The organism is Pseudarthrobacter sp. S6 (genome assembly GCF_050156575.1).
In the GTDB taxonomy this organism is placed as follows: Bacteria; Actinomycetota; Actinomycetes; order Actinomycetales; family Micrococcaceae; genus Arthrobacter.
In genome coordinates, this window is record NZ_CP189581.1 from 3,030,923 (window position 1) to 3,056,092 (window position 25,170).

The following is a 25,170-nucleotide window of genomic DNA, read 5'->3' on the forward strand; positions in this document are numbered from 1 at the left end:
CCATGGCTTCCCTCGTCTCATCCTCCCTAGTTTGGCTCCGTGACGACCTTCGGCTGGACGATAACCCCGCACTGTCCCACGCCGTCAAACTCGGCCTCCCGCTCACGGTGGTCTACATCCTCGACGAGGAATCCCCCGGAATCCGTCCATTGGGAGCCGCGGCCCGCTGGTGGCTACACCACTCGCTGACGTCCCTGGCAGCGGCGCTTGCCGAGTCCGGGTCCGCACTCACCCTCCGGCGCGGACCTGCCCGCCGAGTGATCCGGGACCTCATAGCCGAAACCGGCGCGCGGCATGTGCTCTGGAACCGGCGCTACGGCGGTCCCGAGCGGTCCCTGGACGCCGATATAAAGGCCTGGGCAACCGCGAATGACATCGAAGCCGCCAGCTTCCAGGCCAACCTGCTCTTCGAGCCGTGGACCATCACCACCGGAACAGGCGGCCCCTACAAGGTGTTTACGCCCTACTGGCGGGCCTGCACAGCGTCCGGCGAGCCCCGAGGGCCACTGGATGCACCGGCCGGCCTGCCCTCCCCTGCCGCTGCCGGGTCGAAGACGCAGGCCGGCAGCGACGCACTGGCGGAGTGGTCACTGCTGCCCGTCTCGCCGGACTGGAGCGGCGGACTGGCTGCGACCTGGGAACCAGGGGAGGCCGGAGCACACAGCAGGCTTGAGGACTTCCTGGACGGGCCCGCACAGGATTACGGCACCGGGCGCGACATACCCGGGGTGGACGGCACCTCCAGGCTGTCCCCCCACCTCCGATTTGGTGAAATCAGTCCGTTTCGCGTCTGGCACGAGCTCCGCCGCCACTTCCCCCGCGAGACGACGCCCGACGTCGGGATCTTCCGTTCCGAGCTGGGCTGGCGGGAGTTCTGCTGGCAGCTGCTCTATGCCAACCCCCAGCTGGCTACCCGAAACTATCGGCCGGACTTCGACCGGTTCGAGTGGCAGCAACCCACCGCGGCGGAACTGGGCGCCTGGCAGCAGGGCCGAACCGGCTATCCGCTGGTGGACGCGGGGATGCGGCAGCTGTGGCAGACGGGCTGGATGCACAACCGGGTCCGGATGGCCGCGGCGTCCTTCCTCGTCAAGAACCTCCTGGCCGACTGGCGCCTGGGCGAGGCGTGGTTCTGGGACACCCTGGTGGATGCCGATGCGGCGAGCAACCCCGCTAACTGGCAGTGGGTGGCAGGCTCAGGCGCCGACGCATCCCCGTACTTCCGGATCTTCAATCCGGTAACGCAGAGCAAGAAGTTCGACGCCGAGGGCCGGTACCTTCGCGCGTTCCTTCCGGAGCTCGCGCAGATGGACCGCAAGGCCATCCACGAACCGTGGAAGCATCCCGATGCCCAGGGCTACCCTGCGCCCGTGGTGGGTCTCCCCGAGTCCAGGGAGCGTGCGCTGGCGACCTATCAGAAGCTTCGGGAGGACCAGCCAGGCCGGGACGGGCCCACCGGCCCGGAAATCAGCGGCTGACTTTGCCCATCAGGGAAGCAATGGGGCGCAGGAAGATGGGCCGGGCGAGGAACCATGCCGCCACCATCACGGCCACGGATACAAGGAAGATCCAGAAGCCGAGCCAGCCGTCGCCGTCGGACACTGCGTACATGTGGTTCAGGTTCCGCAGGGCCCCGGTGGCGAACACCAGCAAGACATGCACAACGATGAATGCCACGAAGTAAATCATGACGGGGAAATGGATGGCCCGCGCCAGCTCGATCGGGTACGCCTTGTTCAGCGCGGCAGCCTTCTTGGGCCAGGCGGAGGACGTCCGGATGCCCGAGATGAAGGCAAGCGGCGCAGCGATGAAGACGGTAAGGAAGTAGGTCAGCAGTTGCAGGGCGTTGTAGTTGACCCAGCCGTTTTCGGTGGGCCAGTTCAGGGATGCATACTGCAAGGCTGCGGACAGCGCGTTGGGAAAGACATCCCAGCTGGTGGGGACGATCCTGGTCCACTGTCCTGTCGCGAACAGGAGGACGGCAAACACCAGTCCGTTGAGGATCCACAGTGCGTCCAGCGTCAGGTGGAACCAAAGCTCCAACGTGATCTTGGTGGGCGCGTTCCTGGTCTTGAGCAGGCCCTTGTTGTTGCGCGTCCAGTGGCCGGTGGGGCGGTTGGTGGTCCGCACCTGCCAGCCGGTCCTGATGATGAGCAGCAGGAAGAAACCATTCAGGAAATGCTGCCAGGCCAGCCACGTCGGGAATCCGACAGGCGCGCCCTCAGGGAGTTCCGAATGCCCCGGATAGTCCGCCAGGAACGAGGCCACCGCAGGAAGGCCCGTCATCCATTTCGCCAGCAGCACCACCAGCACCAGCACTACGAGCGCGGCAGGAACACCCCAGTAGAGCCCGGACCGCTTGCCTGTCGAGGAGCCGGGCTTCTTCGTGGGTGTGGACATCGAACAACATTCCTCTCGAGAATGACTGACCAGGTGCTCAAAGGGCTTTGCGAACGAGAATACTAGGAACCACGTGTAATCGGGCAAAAGAAGACCCCGACCGGCGTCATGCCGGTCGGGGTCTTCTCCATGGTTGCGGGGACAGGATTTGAACCTGTGACCTCTGGGTTATGAGCCCAGCGAGCTACCGAACTGCTCCACCCCGCGTCGCAAGAACAACACTACCGTACTTTGGAGTAGGTAAAAACCAATCGTGATTAAGGGTCACTTCAACACCGAGGTTGCCTGCCTGAGACGGGTCCGGTTAAACCAAAAAGTCCGGATTCTGTTTCCAGAATCCGGACTTTTCCGCCAGTTGCGGGGACAGGATTTGAACCTGTGACCTCTGGGTTATGAGCCCAGCGAGCTACCGAACTGCTCCACCCCGCGTCGCAAGATCAACTCTACCGTTCGGTGAACGGGAGGCCAAATCCTGGTGGCGTGATGTGCGTCTCGCTGGGTCAAACCCCCTAGTTGCTGGCTGCAGGCGAGGGCGTCGCCGTTGATTTAGCTTCCGGCGATGGGGTCGCCCCGGGCGACGGCGTGGCTTCGGGGGCCGGCGCCGGGATCTTGCCCTCGGAGTCAATCGCCTTCTGCAGGGCCGCAGCCAGCTTCTTCTGTGCTTCCCCATAAGCTGCAAAGTCGCCGGCTGCCAAGGCTGCCTGGCCGGCCTTGATGGCAGCGTTCGCCTCATCCAGCGCGGCCTTCAGGTCAGCCTGGGCACCTGCGCTCACCGGCGGTGTGGTCCCCGTAGGGGGCGGGGTCTGGCCGTTATTGGCCGAATCGCCGGCAGAGGCGCCCGAATCTCCGTTGAACAGCTGCTTCAACGCTTCATCCAGGGTCGGCGCAAAACCGACCTTGTCACCGAAGGCCACCAGCACACGCTGCAAGGTGGGGTAGGACGTCTCGCCGGTTGACTTCAGGTAGACCGGCTGCACGTACAGGATGCCGCCGCCCACAGGCAGCGTCAGCAGGTTACCGTTGAGCACTTCGGAGGCACCCTGCCGCAGAAGGTTCAGAGCCTGGGACACCGTGGGATCCGAGTTGAACTTGTTCTGGGCCTGTCCCGGGCCCGGAACCTGCGTTGCGGGGGGAATCTGAAGCAATCGCAACTGCCCATAGGTGTCAGCCTTGACGCCCATTTGGTTGCCGGCGTCAGAGTCCGCCGCCAGGAAGCCATAGAGGACGTTCCTGGCAGTGCCGTTCACGATCTGCGGAATGAAGGAGGACGTGAGCTGGAAGGCCGGTTGCTTCTGGTCGGGCATCTGCAGTGACATGTAGAACGGAGGCTGCTTGACGTCGGTCTTTACGGTGGGGTCGTTCGGAACGCTCCACACTTCGTCGCTCTTGTAGAAGCTCACGGGATCAGTGACGTGATACCGGCCCAGGAGCTCGCGCTGCACCTTGAACAGGTCCTCCGGGTAGCGGACATGGCTCATCACATCCCCGGACATCTCTGAGTACGGCTTAAGCGATGTGGGGAAGACTTTCTGCCACGCCTTCAGTATCGGGTCCTGGTCGTCCCACGCATAGAGGGTGACCGAGCCGTCGTAGGCATCAACCGTGGCTTTCACTGAATTCCTGATGTAGTTCACCGAACTGTTGGGAAGAGCAACGGTCCGGCCTGAGGTGGTCTGGGAGTCCGTGGTGGCAGCGGAGAGCTGCTCCTGCTGCGAGTAAGGGTAGTACTGGCTGGTGGTGTAGCCGTCCACGATCCACTTGACGCGGCCGTCAACAACGGCCGGGTAGGCGTTGCCGTCCACCGTCAGGTACGGCGCGACTTTCTCGACCCGGGCACGCGGGCTGCGGTCGTACAGGATCTGGGATTCAGCGTTGACCCCGTCTGAGAGGAGGAGATCCGAGGACTGGAACTTGATCGAGTACAGGACCTTGTTGAAGAAGCTGCCCACATTGGGACCGCCGTTGCCGGTGAAGGTGTACTGGGTTTCCGCGTCCCCTTCCTTGCCGGAGGGCCTGTCCTGTTCGCGCTGAGGGGATCCCGCCGGCGCGCCGACAATGGAGTACTCTGGGGAATTTTCGCCGAAGTAGATCCGTGGCTCGTAGGTGGAGTCATTGCCAAGGACTCCGGTTGATGGAATTCCCGACTGCAGGAACTCCGGCTTGCCGTCAACGGTGAACTTGTTTCCCTTGGCCGCCACCACGCCGTAGCCGTGCGTGTAGACGACGTGCTGGTTGAGCCAACCCTGCTGGTTTGTGGCGATGTTCGCCGGGTTCAGCTCGCGCACGGCGATGACGGTGTCCTGGATCTTGCCGTCCACCTCGTAGCGGTCCACGTTAAGTGCATCTGGGAACTGGTAGTACGGGCGGTACTGCTCCAGCTGGGAAAACGCGTCGGAAATCAGGTTGGGGTCCAGGAGCCGGATGTTGGCTGTGGTCTGTGCATCAGGAGCCAGCGCACCGGTGCTGGCGGTGTTCGTAGCGTCGTAGCGGTTCACTTGGATCTTGTCCAGGCCATAGGCGGCCCGGGTCATTTCGATGTTGCGGCCGATGAAGTCCTTCTCATACGTCTGCTCGGAAGGACGGACCTGGAACTGCTGGATGACCCACGGGTACACACCGCCGGCAAGGATTGAGGTGATGATGAGCATTGCCGTGCCGATAACGGGCAGGCGCCAGCGGCCAATGACTGCAGCGATGATGAAGAGGATGGCCACCAGGCCTGCAGCCACAGCGAGGATCGCTTTGGTGGGGATCACGGCGTTCACGTCCGTGTACAGTGCGCCAGCCCAACGCCCGCCGCTGTTCTGCAAGGCGGCGTAGCGGTCCAGCCAGAAGTTGGTGCCGAGCAGGAGCAGGAAGGCTGCACCGGTTACGGCGAGGTGGATCTGCGCCGCGCGGCTGGTGAACACGCCGCGTTCCATCAGCCGGATGCTGCCATAAAGGTAGTGGGTGAGGATTCCGGCGATGCCGGCCACCACCACCACGCTGATCAGGAACCCTGTGACGAATCCCAGGAACGGAAGAGTCATGAGGTAGAAGCTGATGTCCAGGCCGAACTCAGGATCGCTCTGGCCGAACGGCTCCTGGTTGAAGAACAGCAGCACTTTCTGCCATTGGCTGGCCGCAGCGCTGCCCGCGAACAGTCCGAACAGGATGGGCAGGCCCACCATAACGACGCGGCGGACCGGTTCAAGCTGGGCCTGGTAGCGGTTCAGGTTGTCACGCATCTCGGAGTCGGGTGCGTACACCGGCCGTGCGTGGTAGGCAACCCGGATGGCAAAAAAGACGGCCGCAAACATAAGCGCGAAGCCGGCGAGGAAGATCCCGATCCGGGCGAGGTTTTCCGTCACAAACACTTCGAAGTAGCCGAGCTGCCGGTACCAGAGGACGTCAGTCCAGACGTTGGCGAAGAAGATGAAGCCCACCACTACGATGGCAACAACGATCAGCGTGGGCGTTAGGGCCCCGCGTCGCGAGGGGGGTCTTCCGGGCGGGATGGGGCTGGTAGGACGGGACAAACTCGGTACCTCATAGCTGGTCGTCAGGTTTACATGAGAAGCGTGCGTGCGGTTGACGTCCGGCACCGGTCAAGCGTGTGGCAACGTCCGTCACATCTGCCACGAGTGGCGGTAAAGCTTAGTTCCTGGCCTCAGTCTAGTTGCTGGCGCAGACCGGCAAAGCGCCCGTGTCCTGCCCGGATCCGGCGAGTTCGACGGCGTGGCGCGCCTCTGCGATGTTCTCCACTTTGAGCACCTGCAGTCCCTCCGGCACATGGCCCACAACTTCGTCGCAGTTTTCTGCCGGGGCGAGGAATACGGTGGCTCCCCCGGCACGCGCGCCCAGCATCTTCTGCCGGATGCCGCCGATGGGACCTACGGTGCCGTCGGGGGTGATGGTCCCCGTTCCGGCGACATGTTTGCCGCCGGTCAAGTCCCCCGGTGTCACCGTGTCGATAATGCCCAGCGAAAACATCAGCCCAGCGCTGGGCCCGCCCACCTTGTCCAGGGAAATTTTCACGTCGAACGGAAACGTGAACAAGTACTTGAGCATGACGCCGAGAATGTAGCGGCCCGCACCGTTGTTCATGGGGGTGATGGTCTGTGTGACGGATTTCCCTGCGCGCTGCACCACCAGGGTGGCCGGCGCTCCGTTGCCGGCGGCAAGTTCCTCCTGCACAACAGCAAGCGAAGTGATGGGTTTGCCGTTGATCGATTCAAAGATGTCCCCGTCCTCAACCTTGCCGGCCGACGGCGAACCATCAGGCAGCCCCGCAGCCTGGAGCTGCTGGCCGAAGGGAATGCCAAGCTCCTTGAGCGCCGAGGCCACAGCGTTCTCCTGCGACGAGGTCATGGCCACGGAGCTCTGTTCGTCGGCCTGCTCCTTCGTGGTGCCGCTGGGGTACAGCAGTTCCAAAGGGTGAACGGACTTGGACCCGTCCAGCCAGGCGGCGAAGGCACCCAGAACGCTCACCGGGCCGTTGGGGCCGCCGTCAACATAAACGGTGGTCAGGTCCAGGTTTCCCTGGGCGGGATAGGTTTCGTGGCCCCTCACGCTGATGACAGGACTGCCCTGGCTCTGGCCGATTGTGTTGAAGGTGGGTCCGGGTGACTCCACAACATAGGGCACCGGGACGGTTACGGCCGCGATCCCCAGACCCAGCGCCAGGACGCCGGAAAGCATCATCACGGACACCCGCCGGTCCTCTGGCGGGGAGCTGCGTGGGGCATATTGCCCGGTCGGCGGGATGCCGGCAAGGCCCGTTCCGGGTGCTGCGGCACTCGCTGTGGTGCCGGCGTCGAACTCTGGATCGTGGTCCTCATGCGGATGATCGCCGCGGGTTGTAGTCACTGAATCAACAGTACGCGGTGCCGCCTCCGGCCGGCTCTTTGCCTACAGCGAACGTGACGCCTGTCCGGCAGACAGCCGCTCCGGCCCGGGGTACCGTGAAGTGAACAGTCACACCGACGATCGGCGGGATCATGACCTCCAACCCACTCAATCCATCCAACGGCGACGATACGCCGAAGGATCCGTTGACCGAGATGCTGCAGAACCTGATGGGCGGCAAGGGCATGGAAAACTTCGACCCTGCCGAACTCGCAAAGGCAGCCGGCCTGCCGAACGACCCCAATCTCCTGGCCCAGATGTTCTCCCAGGTCCAGGCCATGATGAGCGCCCCGTCCGAGGGGCCCGTCAACTGGCAGCTCGCGCACGAGAACGCCCGCCGGGTTGCCGCCAGCAGCGCCGACCCGTCCGTCACATCCCTGCAGACCCGCGAAGTCGACGAGGCCCTGCGGCTGGCTGAACTGTGGCTGGATCCCGTGACCGACCTGCCTGCCACCGGCCTGATCGGCCGCGCGTGGTCCCGCGCTGAGTGGGTCGAAGCCACCCTGGGAACGTGGAAGCGGCTGACCGAGCCCGTAGCCAACAGCATCGCCAACGCTCTTTCCAGCGCCATGACCGAACAGATGCCCGAAGAGATGAAGTCCATGATGGGCGGGGCCTCGTCCATGCTGCAGAACATGGGCGGCGCGATCTTCGGGATGCAGCTCGGGCAGGCCATCGGCGCACTGTCCGCCGAGGTTGTCAGCTCCACCGACATCGGCGTTCCCCTGGCCGACCTGGAAATGGCGCTCCTGCCGGCCAACGTGACCAAGTTCGGCGAGGGCCTGAGCCTCCCCGAGAACGACATCCGGCTGTTCCTGGCCGTCCGCGAGGCCGCCCACACACGGCTGTTTGTCCAGGTGCCCTGGCTGCGCGGCCACCTGCTCGGCGCCATCGAGGCCTACGCCCGCGGCATCCACATCGACACATCCAGGATTGAAGAGCTGGCCCGCGACCTGGACCCCAGCAACCCTGAAGGCATCCAGGAAGCACTCTCCCAGGGTGTCTTTATGCCGCAGCGGACCCCTGCACAGGAGCAGGCGCTGGAAAAACTGGAAACCGCCCTGGCCCTCGTTGAAGGCTGGGTGGACGAACTCACCGCTGCGGCCACGGAGAAACTGCTGCCCTCCGCCGGCGCGCTCCGGGAAACAGTCCGGCGCCGCCGTGCCACCGGCGGTCCGGCGGAGCACGCGTTCTCTTCCCTCGTGGGACTGGAACTTCGTCCCCGCCGCCTGCGCGAGGCGGCCACGTTGTGGGCCGCGCTTAGGGACGAGCGCGGTATTGCCGGACGCGATGCCATCTGGCAGCACCCGGACCTCCTCCCCACCGCCGAGGACCTCGATGACCCGCAGGGCTTCAGCGGCCGCCGCAAGCTGGCCGAGGCCAGCGACACCGAAGTGGACGATGCCCTGCAGAAGCTGCTGAGCGGCGGCTTCGACGACGCGCCGCAGGATGATTCCGACGCTGGCGACGGGGAACAGCCCACTGGCGACGGTGACCAGCCCAAGGCTTAGCCGGACCGCGGGTTCGTTCCTGATGATGTCGGTGTCATTGGCCGGATTCTCCGAGGCGGCCGGCCGCGACATCTGCTGGCCCCTGGTGGATGACGAACCCCTCCGCCACTAGAACGGGCAGTCCGGACCCTCTGAATCATTGCTGCCAGCGGTCAGGCCCCGGGAGGTGGCGAAGGAAACACCTTCCAGGAATGCCTTGGCCCGCATCGTGTCAGGGTAGGCCTCCAAGAGCTTCCAGAACGCGGCATTGTGCCCGGCCACCAGCAGGTGGGCGAGTTCGTGCAACAGAACATAATCGATGACCCACTGCGGCATGGGCCTGAGCTTGTCGGAGAGCCGGATGGAACCTTCCGACGGCGTCGCGGAGCCCCAGCGCGAGTTCTGGTTGCTGACCCAGCGGACCGACGTCGGGATTGCCCTGCCGCCGAAGTACCGGGCCGAAAGGGCTGCGGCGTGGGCGGCCAACGCAGTATCTGTGGCTGGCTGCTTACTTCCTATGAGGGAGCGCCGCTCCCCCTGGCGGTGCAGTTTCTCCAGCATGCGGTGCACCCATTCAGACTCCTGCGCCGCGGTGAAACGGGCCGGAATGGCCACCACTGCCGTGCCGTTCTCCCAGAAGGCGGCCACGGTCCTGGTCCGGCGCGCCGACCGCCGCACTTCAACGCGTGCCCCGTCTGCGGTGGTGAGGGGAAGGGTGTCCTGTCCTGCCGGCCGCCGGGTCACAGGGTGGTGCTTTCGACGAGCACCCGCAGCACGTCCTCGCCGTAGCGTTCCAGTTTGGACGGACCCACGCCTGCCAGCGCCGCCAGTTCCTCCAGTGTGGACGGTTTGGCCTCTGCGATGGCGGTCAGCGTGGCATCCGTGAAGACCACGAACGCCGGCACCTCCGCGGCCAATGCAATTTCCTTCCGCCACTGCCGAAGGGCATCGAAGGTCTGTTCTTCGTAGCTGGGAGGACAGTCGTTACAGCGGCCCACCTTCCGTTCGGCGCCACTCGCCAGCATGCTTCCACAGATCCTGCAGGTGGCGGGGGCCGCCGATTTCCGGCGCGGTGCCGGCCCTTTTCCGCGGGCGCTGGAACTGGCAACCGAGTTGGGCCGGAGCCCGTCGAGGAAGCGTGAGGGTTTGCGGTTGGCCCGGCCGCCCGGCGTGCGTGCCGTGGACCAGGAAAGTGACAGGTGCTCGCGGGCCCGCGTGATGCCCACGTAGAGCAGCCGGCGCTCCTCATCCACGGCTTCGGGTGTGTCCGCGAAGGAAATGGGCATCAGGCCTTCGCAGAGGCCCACCAGGAACACGGCGTCCCATTCGAGACCCTTGGCGGCGTGCAGCGAAGCCAGCGTCACACCCTGGACAGTGGGCGCATGCTGGGCGAGGGACCGCTCCTGGAGTTCATTAACAAAGTCACCGAGACTGAACTGCTCGCCCCGGACGTGGACAAGCTCGTCCGCAAGAGCCACTAGCGCGGCCAGGGACTCCCAGCGTTCGCGCAGCGCGCCGCCGTTATGGGGTGGAGCCTCCGTGTAACCCAGCGAGGCCACGATATCGCGGACCAGTTGGCCGAGAGGTTCCGGTGTCGCGGTTTCAGCGACGGCCCTGGTGGCCGCGCGCAGCTGAAGGATGGCGTCGCGCACTTCCTTGCGGGCGAAGAAACGCTCACCTCCACGGAGCTGGTAGCTGATTCCGGCCGCCGCGAGCGCCTGTTCGTAGGCTTGGGACTGTCCGTTGGTGCGGAAAAGGACAGCCACCTGGCTGGCGGGAGTGCCGGCGTCGAGCAGTTCCTGAATCTTGATGGCCACGGTGGCGGCTTCGGCTTCATCGTCGCTGCATTCGGTGAACTGCGGGACGGGCCCGGCCGGCCGCTGGGCCACCAGCTGCAGCGGAGCCGCCCAGGCAGCATCAGCCACCGGCCCGCCGCCGCGACGGGCGGCAAGGAGGTCGTTGGCCAGCTTGACCACCTGCGGCGTGGAACGGTAATCCCGGATCAGTTTGACCACATTGGCCTCGGGGTACTGGGCCTTGAATCCCAGCAGGTGTTTGGGCGAAGCGCCGGTGAACGAGTAGATCGTCTGGCTCGCATCGCCCACTACGCACAGCTCGTCCCGCCCACCAAGCCACAGTTCCAGGAGTCGCTGCTGCAGCGGCGAAACGTCCTGGTACTCATCCACCACAAAATGCCTGTACTGCTCGCGGACGGTGGCTGCGACTTTCTGGTCCTCCTGCAGGATCCCGACTGTGATCAGGAGTACGTCCTCGAAGTCGATGACGTTGCGGTCGGTCTTGACGTCCTCATAGGACTGGAAGACCCGGGCGACGGCGGTGAGATCGAACCCGCCCGGAGTTCCCCTGCCCTGCGCGTTCTCCAGGTAGTTGGCAGGGGTCAGCATGGAGACCTTGGCCCACTCGATTTCGGAGGCGAGGTCCCGGATGGACGCGCGGTCAGTGCTGAGCCGCAGGCGGCGGGACGCTTCAGCGATCATCTGGGCCTTGTGGTCCAGCAGGTTGGGCAGCGTGCCGCCGACCGCCTGCGGCCAAAAAAACTGCAGTTGCCGCAGGGCGGCGGCGTGGAAGGTGCGCGCCTGGACACTGCCCACGCCGAGGTCCCGCAGCCTGCTACGCATTTCCGCGGCGGCCCGGGCGGTGAACGTCACGGCGAGGAGCCGCTGGGGACTGTACACCCCTGAGTGCACGCCATAGGCAATCCGGTGCGTAATGGCCCGGGTCTTGCCGGTGCCGGCACCTGCAAGGACGCACAGCGGCCCATTCAGCGTGCTGGCGACCTCGCGCTGTTCAGCGTCAAGTCCCCCAAGGATTCGTTCCTCAAGGGACTCGGCACTGTCAAAATTCTCTGTGGTCACTTCTGCTGCTCTGTTGTTGTCGCGACTGCCACGTGCTGGCGTCTGGCCAAGGGTGATGCCTGGTCCGGGTCTTAGGTGTCCGGGCGGTCCATGATCCGGCCGCCATACCAGTGCTCAATCAGCGAGCGTGCAATGGACAGCCGGCTGGAGATGGTGATTTCACCTGTAAGCACGGCGTCCTGGAGTTCTGCCCGGCTGAACCAGCGCGCACGGGTTACCTCCACGCCGTCGGGCTTTGCCACGGCGTCTTCGGTGATGGCGGTAAATCCAAGCATAAGGGAGGCCGGGAACGGCCACGACTGCGAGCCCAAGTACTGGCATCCCGTGACCCGGACGCCCACTTCTTCGTGGATTTCCCTGACGACAGCCTGTTCCAGGGATTCGCCTGGTTCGACGAATCCGGCCAGCGTGGAGTAGTTCTTGGCGTCAACCGGCCCGCCGCCACCTAGCAGCAGCCGTCCGTCCGGCCCTACAACTGTGACGATGATGGCCGGATCCGTGCGGGGGTAGTGTTCCGAGCTGTCCACGGGGCAGCGGCGGACCCAGCCGCCGGCCTCCACTGCGGTACGGGCCCCGCAACGGGGGCAATGCGTATGGCCGGCATGCCAGTTGGCGATGGCGCTGGCTTCCACGAACAACGCCGTGTCAGTGGGGTTTAGGACGGCAGCGATGTCGCGGAAGCCAGCCCACTGCGCATCATCCGGGATTCCCGCAGCACCGGGCTCGGCAGGTGCGGAAAGGATAACGAGGACCACTTCGGTGCCGGCGGCAAGATCCGAGCCGTCCAACGCTGCGCCGAGATAGATGACCTGCTCCGGGGCTGAGCCGCGGTCCCGCAGGTCAGCGAGCAATTGGGCGGCTGCGGGCAGCAAGAGCTGGTTGCCTTGTACCAGGGCCTGCCGCCCGGCCAGGACCACTGCCCGAGTATGCTCGCTGTCCAGCAATTCCTCAACCATGCCTGGCCGGACGCGGTCAGCGGAGCCTCGGTCAACGGCAGCAGGGAGGACCGGCAGCACGGTATCGAACAGGTGGTTGGCCGGCAGCTGGACTGACTGCGGCTGGTAGGCCGGTATAGCGGACTCCGCATGACTCATGTGTCCACCGTACTGACTCGGGCTGACAATTTACATTCGGCGGGGCCATTCGGCAAGGACATGTGCTGTGGGCCTCCACGCGGTGCGCCGAGACCGACTTTTGCAGCATATCTGGAGACTCGCCGCCGCACATCGTTGTCTTGGACGCCACTCAATCTACCGTGGAACGGTGAGAAGAAAACCGATCGAACTGGCAGCCGTGGCAACCGCGGCAGTCCCCGGGCTGACCCCTACCGCCGTTAGCTCCGCTGCGGACGATCCCGCGGATTTCGACTCCGCGCTGCTGCTGGATTCGGAGGGCAAGCAGTGGCGGGTAAGGTCCCCGCGGCATGCGGAAGCAAGCGCCAGGCTCGAAACGGAGTTCCTCGTCCTCCGGGCATTCGTACCGGCCATCCGGGCAGAGTTGCCCTTCCTAATGCCCACGGTGGCCGGTGGCGTCCGGCTGGGCAGCCTCAGCACCTTTGTCTACTCCCATCTGGCCGGCAGCACGCAAAGTGTTGAGGAACTCACCGCGGGTCCCGCCACGCTGGCCCGGGAAATCGGGACAGCCCTGGCGGCCATCCATGATCTTCCGCACTCCCTGGTCAGCAACGCGGACCTGCCCAGCTATACGGCCAACGAATTCCGCCAGCGCCGGCTCAACGAGCTTGACCAGGCAGCCACTACCGGAAAAATTCCGGCGTCGCTGCTGCTCCGCTGGGAGCATGCCCTCGAAGACGTTTCGCTATGGCGGTTCAACCCGTGCGTTGTCCACGGCGACCTGCACGAGGACAACCTGCTCGTGGAAAGCGGCCGCGTCACGGCCGTTGCGGGTTGGACGGACCTTCGTATCGGGGATCCCGCCGACGACTTTGCCTGGCTGGTTGCCTCGAATGAACAGGATTTCGTGGACGCCGTTCTGGCAAGTTACACCGGCAGCCGCCGCGACGCCCCGGACCCGCATCTGATCCGGCGGGCCGCCTTGTCTGCCGAGTTCGCGTTGGCCCAATACCTGGTCAAGGGCATAGCGGCCGGCGACGACGGGATGGTTGCCGAAGCCGAAGGCATGCTGGAAACGCTCGCGGCCGATGTCGAAGAGCACGGCGGTCAGGCCATCAGTGTCGAACCGCTCCGCGCACCGAATGCCCCGGCCGACGACGCCGCCCAGTCCCCTGCTGCCCACACCGCGGCAGCGGGCAGGTCCCAGCAGGTCGGTCAGGCCGCTGCTCCGGCCGTGACCGTCGCCCCTGTGCCCGTCCTGTCAGCGGTGCCGGTTCCCGCAACGCCCGTTTCAGTGGCGCCCGCAGTGGAAGTCAGCCGAATCCCCGCCGAGCCCATCCCGTCCGACAAAGCAGCGGCCCACGACGAGCCTGACGACAAACCGGCAGCACGTCCGCTTGCCGAGGACACGTCCACCGCGGCCATCAGCATCGTCGAAGTCAGGAAGCACTGACACCCGGAAGCTCTTCGTGAATTCAGGGAGCACCGGCGTCAGGGCACGCTGACATCCAGGGCGGCGGTCACGATTCGTTCAAGCTCCTCGGCAGTGCCCAGATCGTGCAGCCGAACCACTTGGTTGTCCGCAACGTAGAAGAAGGCGGCCCTGACGTCCTCCACCTCCACGCCCTTGAGCCGGGACCAAGCCAGCCGGTACGCGGCGAGCTGCACCGATTTGGCCCTCAGCTGGGCGGCAGAGGGCCGGCGTCCGGTTTTCCAGTCCACCAGGTCCCACCTCCCGTCCCCGTCCTGGAAGACAGCATCTATGCGTCCACGGACCACAACGTCGCCAACACGGGTTTCCACCGGCACTTCGACAAATGCCGGCGACCGGTCGGCCCATTCCGAGGCTTTGAAGGTGGCCACCATGGTGTCGAGGCCGTACGCGGCGTCAATGTGATCGTCCGAGCCGGGGGCCTCACCAAGATCCAGCATGCCGGCTGCGCCGAAGTACTCTTCAACCCAGGCATGGAATGCCGTCCCCTTCCGCGCGGACATGCCGGGCTCACGCGGAACAGGCCTTCGCAGACGGCCCACTACCCCCGCCGGGTCCTCGCCAAGATCCACCAGCGTGGACGCAGAGATGTGGCCGGGCAGGTGAACGTCCTGCCCGGAAGCGCGCCGCGAACGCCGTTCCAGCAGCAAGGCCGCTTCCCTCGCCCAGCCAGCCGCATTGCCCCGAAGTCCTGACCCTGACTCCGTGGCGGATGCATGTTCCAGAATTGGCGCTGGGTCCCCGGGAATCAAGGCCTCCAGAGCGTCCCGGACACGCGCTGCGGCGTTCTCCATGGCCTGCCGCCTGCCGGGAACAACCCGCAGTCGCTCCCCGGTCCGCGCGTCCACCGGGCCTTCGAGGGGGTCATAGGGCCATCCGGCGACCTCAGTTTCGGTAGTCAGCGGGCTCTTCTCCGGCAGGGAGCCCTCGTCCACTGACGCCGGGTGCACCACGGCAGGGTTCGTTTCCGTGTCCCTTCCCGGAGCGCTGTCAGGCCCGGAGCCGACAAGCTGTTCCAGTTCAGCGAGGAACGGTGACATCTCGGCACGCCCTGCCCTGGAGCCCACCCATGCTGCGCTGGAGACCCAGAGGACGTGCTTTGCCCTGGTGTAGGCCACATAGGCAAGGCGGCGTTCCTCACCCTCACCGTGGACCTGGACCGCTGATTTGAAGTCCTTTTCGGCGTCCACCCAGCCCTTCTGGTCCGGCTGGTCGGTATCCCATTGGGGCAGGTCCGTTCGGTCCCCGCGCAGCGGCCACGGCAGTGCCGCCGCGCCGCTGCTCCAGCGGGAATCCTTGTTGCTGGGGAAGGCACCGGCGTTGAGGCCCGGAACAAAAACGACATCCCATTCCAGCCCCTTTGACGCATGGACAGTCAGCAGCTGCACAGCCTCGCGGTTGATATCCGGCGGCGGAGCCTCTAGGCCGTTTTCCTCGGCCGCGGCGGCTTCAAGCCAGGCCAGGAACGCCAGGATGTCCACGCGGTGCGAGGTTCGCAGGAAGCCGGCTGCCGCGTCCTGAAAGGCATCCAGGTTTCGGCGGGCCTGGTGGATGCTGGTTCCCGGCCGCGCTGCCACTTCGATGTCGAGCAACATGGCTCGTTCCACCTCACCGAGCAGCGTGGTGAGGTCGTCCCCGAGATAGCCGCGCAGCTGCCTGAGTTCCGTAGAGAGCCTGCCGAGGCGGTCGCGGGCCTGGTCCGTCAACGACCGTCCGTGGGAAGAGGTCCAGTCTTCTCGTGGCAGCCAGTCCAGCGCTTCGACCAGGCTGGCGCCGTCAATAAGGTCGCTTTCGATAACGGTTTCCTCGGACGCGTCTGCGGGCCCGTCCTCCGGTGTGGCAGCGCCGGCCGGGCGGCCGCGGCGGCGTGCGAGCTGGCTGGACCAGTCTTGGAAGGCCAGCAGGTCTGCCGGCCCGATCCGCCAGCGCGCGCCAGCCAGGAGGCGCATCAGAGAGTCCGAGCGTCCGGGATCGGCCAGCACCCGGAGCGTGGCCACCAGGTCAACGATTTCAGGGGTATCGAGCAGCCCGCCAAGCCCCACGATTTCGTAGGCAATCCCCCGCGCCTCGAACTCCCGACGGAGGGTTTCCATCTGGGCACGTCGCCGGCACAAGACGGCGAGTGCCGGTGGTACCGGCGTGCCGTCAGGCTCCCGCTCAAAGTCCGTGATCCGGTACTTCAGGACGTCCCCGGCAAGGACTGCGGCTTCGTCGAGGTCTGTGCCGAAGCGGCCCAGTACCACCCGCCCCTCCACCGCGAAAGGGCTGGGCTGCAGGGGCGGCACATTCGCTGCAGCGTCAGCCGTGCCCGACGGAATGGTGCTGTCCGCAGCGCTGCCGGCAGGGGCCTTCTGGGCCTCGGCGCGCCCTAAGGCCTCGGACATGATGTTGGCGGCGGACAAAATGGCCCGGCCGTTGCGCCACGCCGTTGTGAGGTAGGACGTAGGTGCGGGCACGAAGCGTCCCGGCCCGTCGTTCCCGTCCACGCGGACCGGGAACTCACGGACAAAGTGGAAGAGCTGACCTGCCGAAGCACCACGGAAGCCGTAAATCGACTGGTTGGGGTCTCCCACAGCGGTGACCGCGTGGCCCTCGCCGAAAAGCCGCGAAAAAAGAACCAGCTGGGCATACGATGTGTCCTGGAACTCGTCCAGGAGCACCACCTTGTAGCGCTGGCGTTCCATGTCCGCTGCAAGGGGGACCTCACGGGCAACACGGGCCGCAAGTGCCACCAGGTCGCCGAAGTCCAAAGCTCCCCGTGACTTCTTAGCGATGGCGTAGCGGCCCACCATGTCAGCCACGCTGGCCCTCGTGCGCAGCATCGCAGCGAGTTCACCGGCTGCCTGGGGGGCGTTCTTTTTCGCTCCGGCCACATAGGGACGTTCTTCGAACTCGGCGAGCCGCGCCAGAAGCCAGGCCTCGACGTCGGCCGGTTCCTGCAGGTGCTCTGCGCACTCCCCCGCGAGCTGGATGACAGCCTTGACCAGTGTGGACTTGGCGGCCTTAAAGTGGCTGTAATCGCCGTCGAACGCTTCCACCACTTCGCTGGCGAGCTGCCAGGCCTGGGCCCCGCCAAGCAGCACAACGTCGCGTTCCACGCCCAGCCGCAGCCCATAGTCAGAAACGATGCCGCTGGCAAATGAGTGATAGGTGGACACTTTGGGCTCAAGGGCATCGCTGCTGAGCAGCCCGTCGGGGAACACTTCATGCCGTGTGTCCTGGGCAGCGATCCGCTGCAGTGCCGCCAGCTTAGCCCGGATCCGAGTGGCCAGCTCGCCTGCTGCTTTCCTGGTGAAGGTCACGCCCAAGACTTCCTCTGGCCTGACCCAGCCGTTGGCGACGAGCCAGACCACGCGGTCGGCCATCGTGGCGGTCTTGCCGGAGCCCGCTCCCGCGATCACCAGCCGGGGGGCCAGGGGTGAGGAAATGATGGCGGACTGTTCGGGCGTCGGCGTATTCTTTTCGCCCAGCAGCCTGGAGAGCTGCTCCGGGGTAAACAGTGGCGTTGGCACCTGGGGCTGGCTCATTCAGTGACCTGCTTTCCACGGATACAGAGCGGACAGACCTCAGGTAGCCTGCAGCCGTGCCCCCCGTGGCTGCTCTTTGCCGGGTCGTGCCTGGCTTCGAAGCTGCTGCCGGACATGACGGCGGCCGCATCCGTGACCATGTCCAGCGCCCAGTTATCCTGGGCCTCCAGGGGATCCTGTTGCTGGACGCCGGGGCTCTTGGTGCTTGTTCCGAGCTGCGCCAGCACGGCGCCGCCCGGCACCGGGGAGCCCTGTGATGAGTCCGGCACTAGCGTGTCGGGTTCGGCTGGGCCGGGCAGACCGTGGACATCCGCGAAACCGCCCGCAAGGACCGCTGCCTGGTAGGCCCCCAACTGTGGATGGCGAGCCAACTCTGTCTTGCCAGGCTGCCTTTTACCAGTTTTGAGGTCCACAATGACCAGCCTTCCTTCGCCGTCCATCTCCAGACGGTCAACCTGGCCGCGGAGCACGGCGGCGCGGGGAAGGCCGGTCCCGACGGCCAAATCTTCGACGGACCGGGCATCGTGCTGCCCGGCGTCCGCCGGGGGAACGTCGGGCAGCCGGACCGCAAAGTCCTGCTCGACGCCCAGCAGGCTCCGGCCCTCGCTCCGCATCACCAGAACGTACTGGGCGAGCTTGCGCACCATTGTTTCGGCACGTTGGAAGTCGAGTTTGCCTTCCCAGTTGTCCTTCATGCCCAGGGTTGGCCACCGGCGGATGAGCTCGGCGACGTACTCGCCGCCGGAGGCCTCCGGCAGGTCCTGCGCGATAGCGTGCACCAGCGTGCCCAGACTCCGGGCGAAGTCGGTGGCGGCTTCTCCCCCCGCCGCCTGCACAAACCAGTCGAGCGGTGATTTCTGCACGGATTCCACCTTCGACGGCGAGACGTAAACCGTCCCTCCGGGCGGGACAACCGGCTCCGACGTCGTCAGGGGCGGCAGGCCCCACCAGCTGTCCGGATGCGCTCCGGGGACGGCCGGTTCCACGGCGGCAAGTCCGGCCAGGACCCTTGCGGCTTCGGCGGCCTCGGGCTCATACCTTCCATCCAGCTGAGCGTATTGGCGCAGTTCTGCCACCAGGGCGCGAAGAGTCATGGGCCGTTCCACCGGGGTGAACCCCCGGCCCTCGGCGCCAGGCTCAAGCGGCGCCACATAGTCAAGGAAAGACGACGGCTGGTCATCCTCGGACGAAACTGCGGTGCAGATCAGGATCTCGCACGCCCTGGAAACGGCCGTGGAGAAGCTTCGGAGTTCGTCGTAACGAATTTCCCGCAGCCGGCTCAGCGGGTCCAGCTGCAATGCATAGCTGACCCCGTGCTCGACGGCGTCAGCGTACAGGCTGCTGCCCAGCAGCTCACCGCGGAGCCGGGTATTGGGCCAGACGCCTTCCTGCAGCCCCGCCACGATGACCACGGGCCACTGCCGCCCGGCAGCACTGGCCGGGGTCATCAGCTCGACGGCGTCGTCCACCTGCGCCCGGGCGGCCAGGGTATCCATCGGCAGCTCCTGGTTCAGGAGGTACTCAAGGAACTGCTCCGGCCCGGCGCCGGGCATCTGGTCCACGTAGCGCTCGGCTGTGTGGAAAAGCGCCATCATGGCATCGAGGTCCCGGTCGGCGCGGGCGCCGTGGGAACCGCCGGTGAGGGCGGATTCGGTCCACGCGTTGGCCAGTCCGGTGGAGTGCCACAGGGCCCAGAGAACGGTCTCGGCGTTGGCTCCAGGCTCGGCCGCGGCGCTCCGCCCGGCCTGGATCATGCGGGCGGTCCGGCGCGCGGAACGGCCTTCCAGGCCCAGTGTCCCCAAGGCCCCGGGTTCCGATAATGCTTCAACCAGCAGTGCGTCGCTGGTCCGTCCGCCGCCGCCCAGCAGTTCTTCGCGCCTGAGCGACTGGCGTAGCCGGCGCAATTCAATTGATGTGGCGCCCCCGATCCGTGACGTCAGCAGCGCGACGGCGGCTTCCGGGGTCAGCAGTTCCGGATCCAGCGCAATGGCGTAGGCGTCCAACAGCGGGCGCACGGCCACCTCATCGCGGACCGCGGACTCGGCTACCGGAACGCGTACCGGGATCCCCTGGCCCGTGAGGTATCGCTGCAGCTCACTGAGCTGGCCGCCGTTACGCACGATCACGGCGATCTCGGCCAGGTCGCGGCCATGGTTGACGTGCTGGTCCAGGATGCGCTGGGCAACGTACCGCAGTTCGTGGACCGGGGACGGCACCAGGTGTGCTTCCACCGTGCCGGCGGACTGCGGGTGGGGTTCGACGACGGCGGTGGGCCCGTGCGCGGTTCCGGCTAGGCGTTCGGGCTGCTTGAGCCGCCTTGCCAGCTGGCCGCCCGCACGCTGTGAGATCCGGCCCGCGACGCCGAGCCAGGCTTCGGCGATGGCGGGGGCGTGCCGATAGGTGTGCCACAGCGGCCGCTCGATGACGCCGGCTGCCGTCGAAAGCAGGCGCGGCAGCTCAGCGACCAGGTCGGGCCTGGCCCCGCGGAAACCCTGCACGACGGTATCCGGGGAGAAGGCGATATAGCAGTCCTTGCCGGCGGCGATGTCGGCGAGCAGTTCGAAAACGGCAGGGTTTGCCTCCTGCACATCGTCCACCAGCACCAGCTGGAGACGATCGCGTTCCGCGGCAAGGAAGTCAGGCGCATCCTGGAAGATCTGCCTTGCCGTTGTGATGATGCCGGCGGGGTCGAAGGCCTCCGGCATGCGCAGGTCCAGGACGTCCCGGTACTCGGCGTATAGTGCCGCCGCGGCGATCCAGTCCGGCCGGCCGCACCGGCGGCCCAGCTCCTCCAGGTCACCGGCGGTCCGGCCGGATTCGATGATCCGGTCGAAGAGTTGGCGTACCTCGTGGCGGAAGCCCCGCGTCTCTAGTGCCGCTTCCAGGTCGGCAGGCCACGGAAGTTCCAGGCCGGGCATCCGGTGGCCCTCCAAGAGTTCGCGGATGATGAGGTCCTGTTCCGGGCCGGACAGGAGGCGCGGCGCGCGCGGTAGCGGAAGGATTCCCTCAGCCTTTGCCCGCCGGATCAGGTCAAACGCATAGGCTGCCCAGGTCCGGGCCGGCGTGGTGCTGAGGCTCCTGTCCAGCCGTGCGGTGAACCGGTCGCGGAGTGAATCGGCGGCTAGGCGTCCGGGTGCCAGAATGAGGATCCGTTCCGGATCAACGCCGTCATGCAGGGCACGACGGACCGCGGCTTCGATCAGGACGGTTGATTTTCCGGTTCCTGGTGCACCGGGAACCAGGACCGGCCCGGAGCCGTGAGGCACGTCGACGGCATCACGCTGGTCCGAAGACAACGCCGGAACGTCGGCGTGCAGCTGCCGCGGAGGCAGCAGACGCAGGCCCGTACCGTTGGCACGCCCGGCCGCGGAAGCGGGCCTGGCAGATGTGCGTGTGGACTTGGTGGGGTCAACTACGGGGATTGTTACGCTCACACAGTCATTTCATCATCAGCCACCGACAATCTATGCAGCCGCCGCTCCAGCTGCTCCGCCATGGCGTCGATCCGGTCGAAGTCATCCTCACCCGGGGCCCAGCGTGCTGCAGTCAGGTCCACCCGCCAATTGCCTTCGCCGGTACGCAGGAAGGCATCGTAGTTGCCGAGCAGCGGCGTTCCCTCCTGCAGGTACCGGCGGAGCGCTTCGGCCTCGTGGCCTTCCGGACCCTGGCCGCTTGCTTTGAGAATGCGCCACCACGCGACCTGGCTGCCGTAGTGGCTCATGGCGTGGCCCACCTGCCGGGGACCGCCGGATCCCAGCAGCTCGGCCACATCACCATAGGCCAGTGCTGTTCCGGCTGGAACCAGCTCGACAAGCGAGAGCACCGTCTCGATGAACTCTGTCCGCATACACCAAGGGTACCGGCAGTGGCGCTGGCGGATCCTGTCGGTGCTGGCCGGTAGCGTTGAAGCATGACCTCCTGGAACACCCTTCCCCGCGCAGCCTTCGATCTCGAAACCACCGGACGGAATTCGCGTGCCGCGCGCATCGTCACGGCGTCGGTCACCGTGGTGGACCACAAGGGGGACGTCATCACCGAACACGAATGGCTGGCCGATCCCGGCGTCGAAATCCCTGCCGAGGCCAGCGATGTCCACGGCATCACCACGGAGCAGGCCCGGCGTGAGGGGCGCCCGGCCCAGGAGGTCACCGGAGAGCTCGCCATCGTACTGCAAGACCTCTTCGACGCCGGGATTCCTGTCATTGCCTTCAACGCCAGCTACGACTTCACCGTCCTGGCCGCGGAGTCCGCCCGCTACGGCGTCCGGCAGTTGAGCCGCTTCCCCGTCCTGGACCCGTTCATCATGAACAAACAGGTGGACCGTTACCGCAAGGGTAAGCGCACGTTGACTGCTTTGTGTGAGGAATACGGCATCACGCTGGACAACGCCCACACGTCGGCCGCGGATGCTTTGGCCACGCTCCGGATGCTGGATGCCATGGCCATCAAGTTCCCTAAGCTCAAGATGCCGGCCAGCCAGCTTCACGAACTGCAAAAGGACTGGGCTGTCAGCCAAGCCGCAGACTTCCAGAACTACCTGCGCAAGACCAAGCCCGCTGCGGTGATTGAAGGCGAATGGCCTGTCCTTCCCCCGGAAGACGCCAGCGGTGACTTTTAGCTGAGAGCTAACTCACAATTAGGCGGGAACCGCGGACAGCCCTCATGGGAATCCTTGGATTCGGCTACGAGGGCATCATTCATTCATCAGATGTTTAGAAACAAATACATTCGTTCGTATATTCGGCCAACAGCGCCTTCAAGCATGATTTTATTCTCCTGAAAGCGCCGAAAGCCTAAAATGAGAAGATTAAGTTCAGTGGTAATCCCGCCCCGGCCGGCCACCAGATGGGAACAAGGCGCCCGGCGCCACACGCGCAGCCTTAGGCCCGGTTGAACTTATGACTCTGATGAAAGTGACTTTCCATGAAGACCAATGCCATGAAATGGCTGACCAGCATTCCCGTCGCGATTGCCCTTGCTGTCTCGCTGGCCGCCTGCGGCTCGGGGACAGCGCAGCCAAGCGGCACGCCAACCGACGCCCTCGCCGGCAGCGACCAGCAGACGCTGGACAAGTACACCACCGCCGACGTCACGCCGTTGGACAAGATCGACAAGACCAAGCTGGGCCTTGTCACCGACGGGACCTTGCGCGTAGGCACGCTTTCTGACGCTCCGCCCAACATCTTTATTGACCCGTCGGGCAACTTCACCGGTTACGACAACGAACTCCTGCGTGCAATGGGCGAAAAGCTGGGGCTCAAGGTCGAGTTTGCCTCCACGAAGTTCCAAGCGCTTCTCAGCCAGGTCAAGAACAAACAGTTTGATGTTGGGTCCTCGTCGATTTCCACCACGGACGCCCGCCGCGAAAGCGTTGCTTTCACTAACGGTTACGACTTCGGCTACATGGCTCTGGTGACCAAAGAAGACGCCAAGGCCCAGACGTTTGCCGATCTCAAGAGCGGGCTGCGCATTGGCGTCGTCAGCGGCAGTGTGCAGGAAGACTACGTCAAGAACACCCTGAACCTTGAGCCGGTTGCATTCCCCGACTACAACACTGTCTTTGCCAGTCTGAAGAGTGGCCAGGTGGATGCCTGGGTGGCTCCCTCGCAGCAGGCCACAGGCCAGGTCAAGGAAGGTGACGGCACGAAGATCGCCGAGAAGAAGCTCAACACGCAAAACTTCACTGCCTACGCGGTCGCCAAAGACAACCCGGCCCTCCTCGAAGCACTGAACTCTGCCCTGGACGCGATCGTTGCCGATGGCACCTGGACCAAGCAGACTTCCCAGTGGTACACGGACCGCAAGACCGCTGCCGAGCAGACCCCCGAGGGATGGAAGCCGGGTAGCAAGGCCGTCCAGGTCGCTGCGAACTAGAAACCGGCAACCCAGAGAAGATAGCGACGCCAATGGATTACCTGACACGACTCGGAGAAACCTTCCTCGACTGGGGGCAGATCGCCGAAGTTCTGCCCAGCATGTTCACCGTGGGCCTGCCCAATACGCTGCTGCTGGCGATCACCTCAGGACTGATCGGGGCATTCTTCGGCCTGGTCCTGGCCCTCATGGGGATCTCCCGGAATCCTGTGGCGCGGTGGGCCGCCAGGGCCTACACGGACGTGTTCCGTGGGCTGCCCGCGGTCCTCACTATCTTGGTCATTGGGCTTGGATTCGGGCCTATTTACCGCGAAATCACGGGGAGTAACAGCCCGTACCCGATGGGCATTGCTGCGCTTTCCCTGATGGCAGCCGCGTACGCAGGCGAGATCTTCCGCTCCGGTATCCAGAGCGTGGAGAAGGGGCAGTTGGAAGCTTCCAGGGCCCTGGGCTTCGGCTACGGCCCCTCGATGAGGCTCGTGGTGGTACCGCAAGGAATTCGCCGGGTGCTTCCGGCACTCATGAACCAGTTCATTGCCCTGATCAAGGACTCTTCACTGGTCTTCACCTTGGGCTTGTTGGCCACTGAACGCGAGCTGTTCCAGATCGGCCAGGACGCTGCCGCGCGCAGCGGCAACCTGTCCCCCTATGTAGCTGCGGGCATCTTCTATCTGGCCATGACCATTCCGCTCACGCACCTGGTGAACTACATCGATAACAGACTGCGGACCGGCAAACCGGAAAAGCGTGAACCGGACGAGCTGGCGGCACCTATCGGCAAGGGGGCACAGGCATGACGGAATTTACTTCCGGCACCCTGACCGGCAAGAACCTGCACCTTTCGTTCGGGCATAACCATGTGCTCCGCGGCATCGACCTCCACGTTGAGAAGGGCACCACGGCCTCGGTCATTGGCCCGTCCGGCTCCGGAAAGTCAACGCTCCTGCGGGTCATGAACCGTCTCATCGAACCGGACCAGGGAGACATCCTGCTGGATGGCCGTTCGGTACTGAAGGACAACCCGGACGAGCTGCGCCAGCGGATCGGCATGGTGTTCCAGCAGTTCAACCTGTTCCCACACAAGACCGTGCTGGACAACGTCTCGCTCGCGCTGCGCAAGCTCCGGAAGCTCTCCAACGAGCAGGCGCGCGCCGACGCCCTGGAGCAGCTGGACCTGGTGGGCCTCAAGCACAAAGCTGACGCCCGCCCGGCCAACCTCTCCGGCGGCCAGCAGCAGCGTGTCGCGATCGCCCGTGCGTTGGCCATGAAGCCTGAGGTGATGTTCTTTGACGAGGCCACCTCCGCGCTGGACCCCGAGCTCGTGAAGGGCGTCCTGGCGCTGATGGCCGACCTCGCCAAAGGCGGCATGACCATGGTGGTGGTGACCCACGAAATGGGCTTCTCCCGCAACGTCTCAGACACCGTCACGTTTATGGACGCCGGCGTGGTGGTCGAATCGGGTCCGCCCGAGCAGATCTTCACCTCGCCCGCAACGGACCGGCTGAAGGGCTTCCTTTCGGACGTGCTCTAGTCGCACCAACGGCAAATCCC

General features: G+C 65.2%; 16 protein-coding genes and 2 tRNA genes. 7 read left to right on the forward strand and 11 right to left on the reverse strand.

Annotated elements, in window-relative coordinates; all coding sequences use genetic code 11:
• Positions 1–2 precede the first annotated feature (2 nt).
• Positions 3–1,478: a deoxyribodipyrimidine photo-lyase gene (locus ACQCS0_RS14435; RefSeq protein WP_354153480.1), complete on the forward strand. Its 1,476-nt coding sequence runs from the start codon at positions 3–5 to the stop codon at positions 1,476–1,478.
• Here the strand turns inward: ACQCS0_RS14435 and ACQCS0_RS14440 are convergent.
• The 5 genes from ACQCS0_RS14440 to ACQCS0_RS14460 form a co-directional block, all read right to left on the reverse strand.
• The gene (locus ACQCS0_RS14440) at positions 1,468–2,400 is read right to left on the reverse strand and encodes a hypothetical protein (protein WP_354153479.1); all 933 of its coding nucleotides are present in this window, start codon (positions 2,398–2,400) and stop codon (positions 1,468–1,470) included. The genes ACQCS0_RS14435 and ACQCS0_RS14440 overlap by 11 nt on opposite strands.
• Before the next feature lie 130 nt (positions 2,401–2,530).
• Positions 2,531–2,607 (reverse strand) — tRNA-Met (locus ACQCS0_RS14445).
• Between the two features lie 148 nt (positions 2,608–2,755).
• A tRNA-Met gene (locus ACQCS0_RS14450) sits at positions 2,756–2,829 on the reverse strand.
• Between the two features lie 80 nt (positions 2,830–2,909).
• Entirely contained in the window at positions 2,910–5,918 is a 3,009-nt protein-coding gene (locus ACQCS0_RS14455) for a UPF0182 family protein (RefSeq protein ID WP_354153478.1), read from the reverse strand.
• A 136-nt stretch (positions 5,919–6,054) separates the two neighbouring features.
• Positions 6,055–7,248: a S16 family serine protease gene (locus ACQCS0_RS14460; protein WP_354153477.1), complete on the reverse strand. Its 1,194-nt coding sequence runs from the start codon at positions 7,246–7,248 to the stop codon at positions 6,055–6,057.
• Between the two features lie 131 nt (positions 7,249–7,379).
• On the opposite strand from ACQCS0_RS14460, the gene ACQCS0_RS14465 reads away from it, so the two are divergent.
• The gene (locus ACQCS0_RS14465; protein WP_354153476.1) at positions 7,380–8,798 is read left to right on the forward strand and encodes a zinc-dependent metalloprotease; all 1,419 of its coding nucleotides are present in this window, start codon (positions 7,380–7,382) and stop codon (positions 8,796–8,798) included.
• Positions 8,799–8,906: 108 nt separating this feature from the next.
• Here the strand turns inward: ACQCS0_RS14465 and ACQCS0_RS14470 are convergent, their stop codons facing one another.
• The 3 genes from ACQCS0_RS14470 to nudC all read right to left on the reverse strand — a co-directional run bounded on the left by ACQCS0_RS14470 (position 8,907) and on the right by nudC (position 12,747).
• Entirely contained in the window at positions 8,907–9,521 is a 615-nt protein-coding gene (locus ACQCS0_RS14470) for a M48 family metallopeptidase (protein WP_354153475.1), read from the reverse strand.
• Positions 9,518–11,653, reverse strand: a complete 2,136-nt coding sequence (locus ACQCS0_RS14475; protein ID WP_354153474.1) for an ATP-dependent DNA helicase UvrD2 — start codon at positions 11,651–11,653, stop codon at positions 9,518–9,520. The genes ACQCS0_RS14470 and ACQCS0_RS14475 overlap by 4 nt, the downstream gene beginning before the upstream one ends.
• Before the next feature lie 71 nt (positions 11,654–11,724).
• Complete coding sequence (nudC, locus tag ACQCS0_RS14480) at positions 11,725–12,747, reverse strand: NAD(+) diphosphatase (protein WP_354153473.1); 1,023 nt, start codon at positions 12,745–12,747, stop codon at positions 11,725–11,727.
• A 169-nt stretch (positions 12,748–12,916) separates the two neighbouring features.
• Here nudC and ACQCS0_RS14485 point away from each other — a divergent pair, with 169 nt between their 5' ends.
• Complete coding sequence (locus tag ACQCS0_RS14485; protein WP_426939804.1) at positions 12,917–14,179, forward strand: macrolide 2'-phosphotransferase; 1,263 nt, start codon at positions 12,917–12,919, stop codon at positions 14,177–14,179.
• A 38-nt stretch (positions 14,180–14,217) separates the two neighbouring features.
• On the opposite strand, the gene ACQCS0_RS14490 is transcribed toward ACQCS0_RS14485, so the two are convergent.
• The 3 genes from ACQCS0_RS14490 to ACQCS0_RS14500 form a co-directional block, all read right to left on the reverse strand.
• Positions 14,218–17,745 carry an ATP-dependent DNA helicase gene (locus tag ACQCS0_RS14490; protein ID WP_354153471.1) on the reverse strand — a complete coding sequence of 1,176 codons (3,528 nt, stop codon included), beginning with the start codon at positions 17,743–17,745 and terminating at the stop codon, positions 14,218–14,220.
• Complete coding sequence (locus tag ACQCS0_RS14495) at positions 17,742–21,086, reverse strand: ATP-dependent DNA helicase (protein WP_354153780.1); 3,345 nt, start codon at positions 21,084–21,086, stop codon at positions 17,742–17,744. Before ACQCS0_RS14495 ends, ACQCS0_RS14490 begins: the two co-directional genes overlap by 4 nt.
• An 89-nt stretch (positions 21,087–21,175) precedes the next feature.
• Positions 21,176–21,592, reverse strand: coding sequence for an MGMT family protein (locus tag ACQCS0_RS14500; RefSeq protein WP_354153470.1), 417 nt, complete (start codon positions 21,590–21,592; stop codon positions 21,176–21,178).
• A 63-nt stretch (positions 21,593–21,655) separates the two neighbouring features.
• On the opposite strand from ACQCS0_RS14500, the gene ACQCS0_RS14505 reads away from it, so the two are divergent.
• From ACQCS0_RS14505 to ACQCS0_RS14520, 4 genes are all read left to right on the forward strand, one after another.
• Positions 21,656–22,363, forward strand: coding sequence for a 3'-5' exonuclease (locus tag ACQCS0_RS14505; RefSeq protein WP_354153469.1), 708 nt, complete (start codon positions 21,656–21,658; stop codon positions 22,361–22,363).
• 305 nt (positions 22,364–22,668) lie between these two features.
• Positions 22,669–23,619, forward strand: coding sequence for an ABC transporter substrate-binding protein (locus tag ACQCS0_RS14510; RefSeq protein WP_354153468.1), 951 nt, complete (start codon positions 22,669–22,671; stop codon positions 23,617–23,619).
• Between the two features lie 32 nt (positions 23,620–23,651).
• On the forward strand, positions 23,652–24,416 hold the full coding sequence (locus ACQCS0_RS14515) for an amino acid ABC transporter permease (protein ID WP_354153467.1): 765 nt from the start codon (positions 23,652–23,654) through the stop codon (positions 24,414–24,416).
• Complete coding sequence (locus tag ACQCS0_RS14520) at positions 24,413–25,150, forward strand: amino acid ABC transporter ATP-binding protein (protein ID WP_354153466.1); 738 nt, start codon at positions 24,413–24,415, stop codon at positions 25,148–25,150. The genes ACQCS0_RS14515 and ACQCS0_RS14520 overlap by 4 nt, the downstream gene beginning before the upstream one ends.
• Positions 25,151–25,170 lie beyond the last annotated feature (20 nt).

Excerpts from the sequence above, each read along its gene's own strand:
- ACQCS0_RS14435 (WP_354153480.1), top strand. The coding sequence starts at position 3 with ATGGCTTCCCTCGTCTCATCCTCCCTAGTTTGGCTCCGTGACGACCTT.
- ACQCS0_RS14440 (WP_354153479.1), bottom strand. The coding sequence starts at position 2,400 with ATGTCCACACCCACGAAGAAGCCCGGCTCCTCGACAGGCAAGCGGTCC.
- ACQCS0_RS14465 (WP_354153476.1), top strand. The coding sequence starts at position 7,380 with ATGACCTCCAACCCACTCAATCCATCCAACGGCGACGATACGCCGAAG.
- nudC (WP_354153473.1), bottom strand. The coding sequence starts at position 12,747 with ATGAGTCATGCGGAGTCCGCTATACCGGCCTACCAGCCGCAGTCAGTC.
- ACQCS0_RS14490 (WP_354153471.1), bottom strand. The coding sequence starts at position 17,745 with ATGAGCCAGCCCCAGGTGCCAACGCCACTGTTTACCCCGGAGCAGCTC.
- ACQCS0_RS14500 (WP_354153470.1), bottom strand. The coding sequence starts at position 21,592 with ATGCGGACAGAGTTCATCGAGACGGTGCTCTCGCTTGTCGAGCTGGTT.
- ACQCS0_RS14505 (WP_354153469.1), top strand. The coding sequence starts at position 21,656 with ATGACCTCCTGGAACACCCTTCCCCGCGCAGCCTTCGATCTCGAAACC.
- ACQCS0_RS14510 (WP_354153468.1), top strand. The coding sequence starts at position 22,669 with ATGAAGACCAATGCCATGAAATGGCTGACCAGCATTCCCGTCGCGATT.
- ACQCS0_RS14515 (WP_354153467.1), top strand. The coding sequence starts at position 23,652 with ATGGATTACCTGACACGACTCGGAGAAACCTTCCTCGACTGGGGGCAG.
- ACQCS0_RS14520 (WP_354153466.1), top strand. The coding sequence starts at position 24,413 with ATGACGGAATTTACTTCCGGCACCCTGACCGGCAAGAACCTGCACCTT.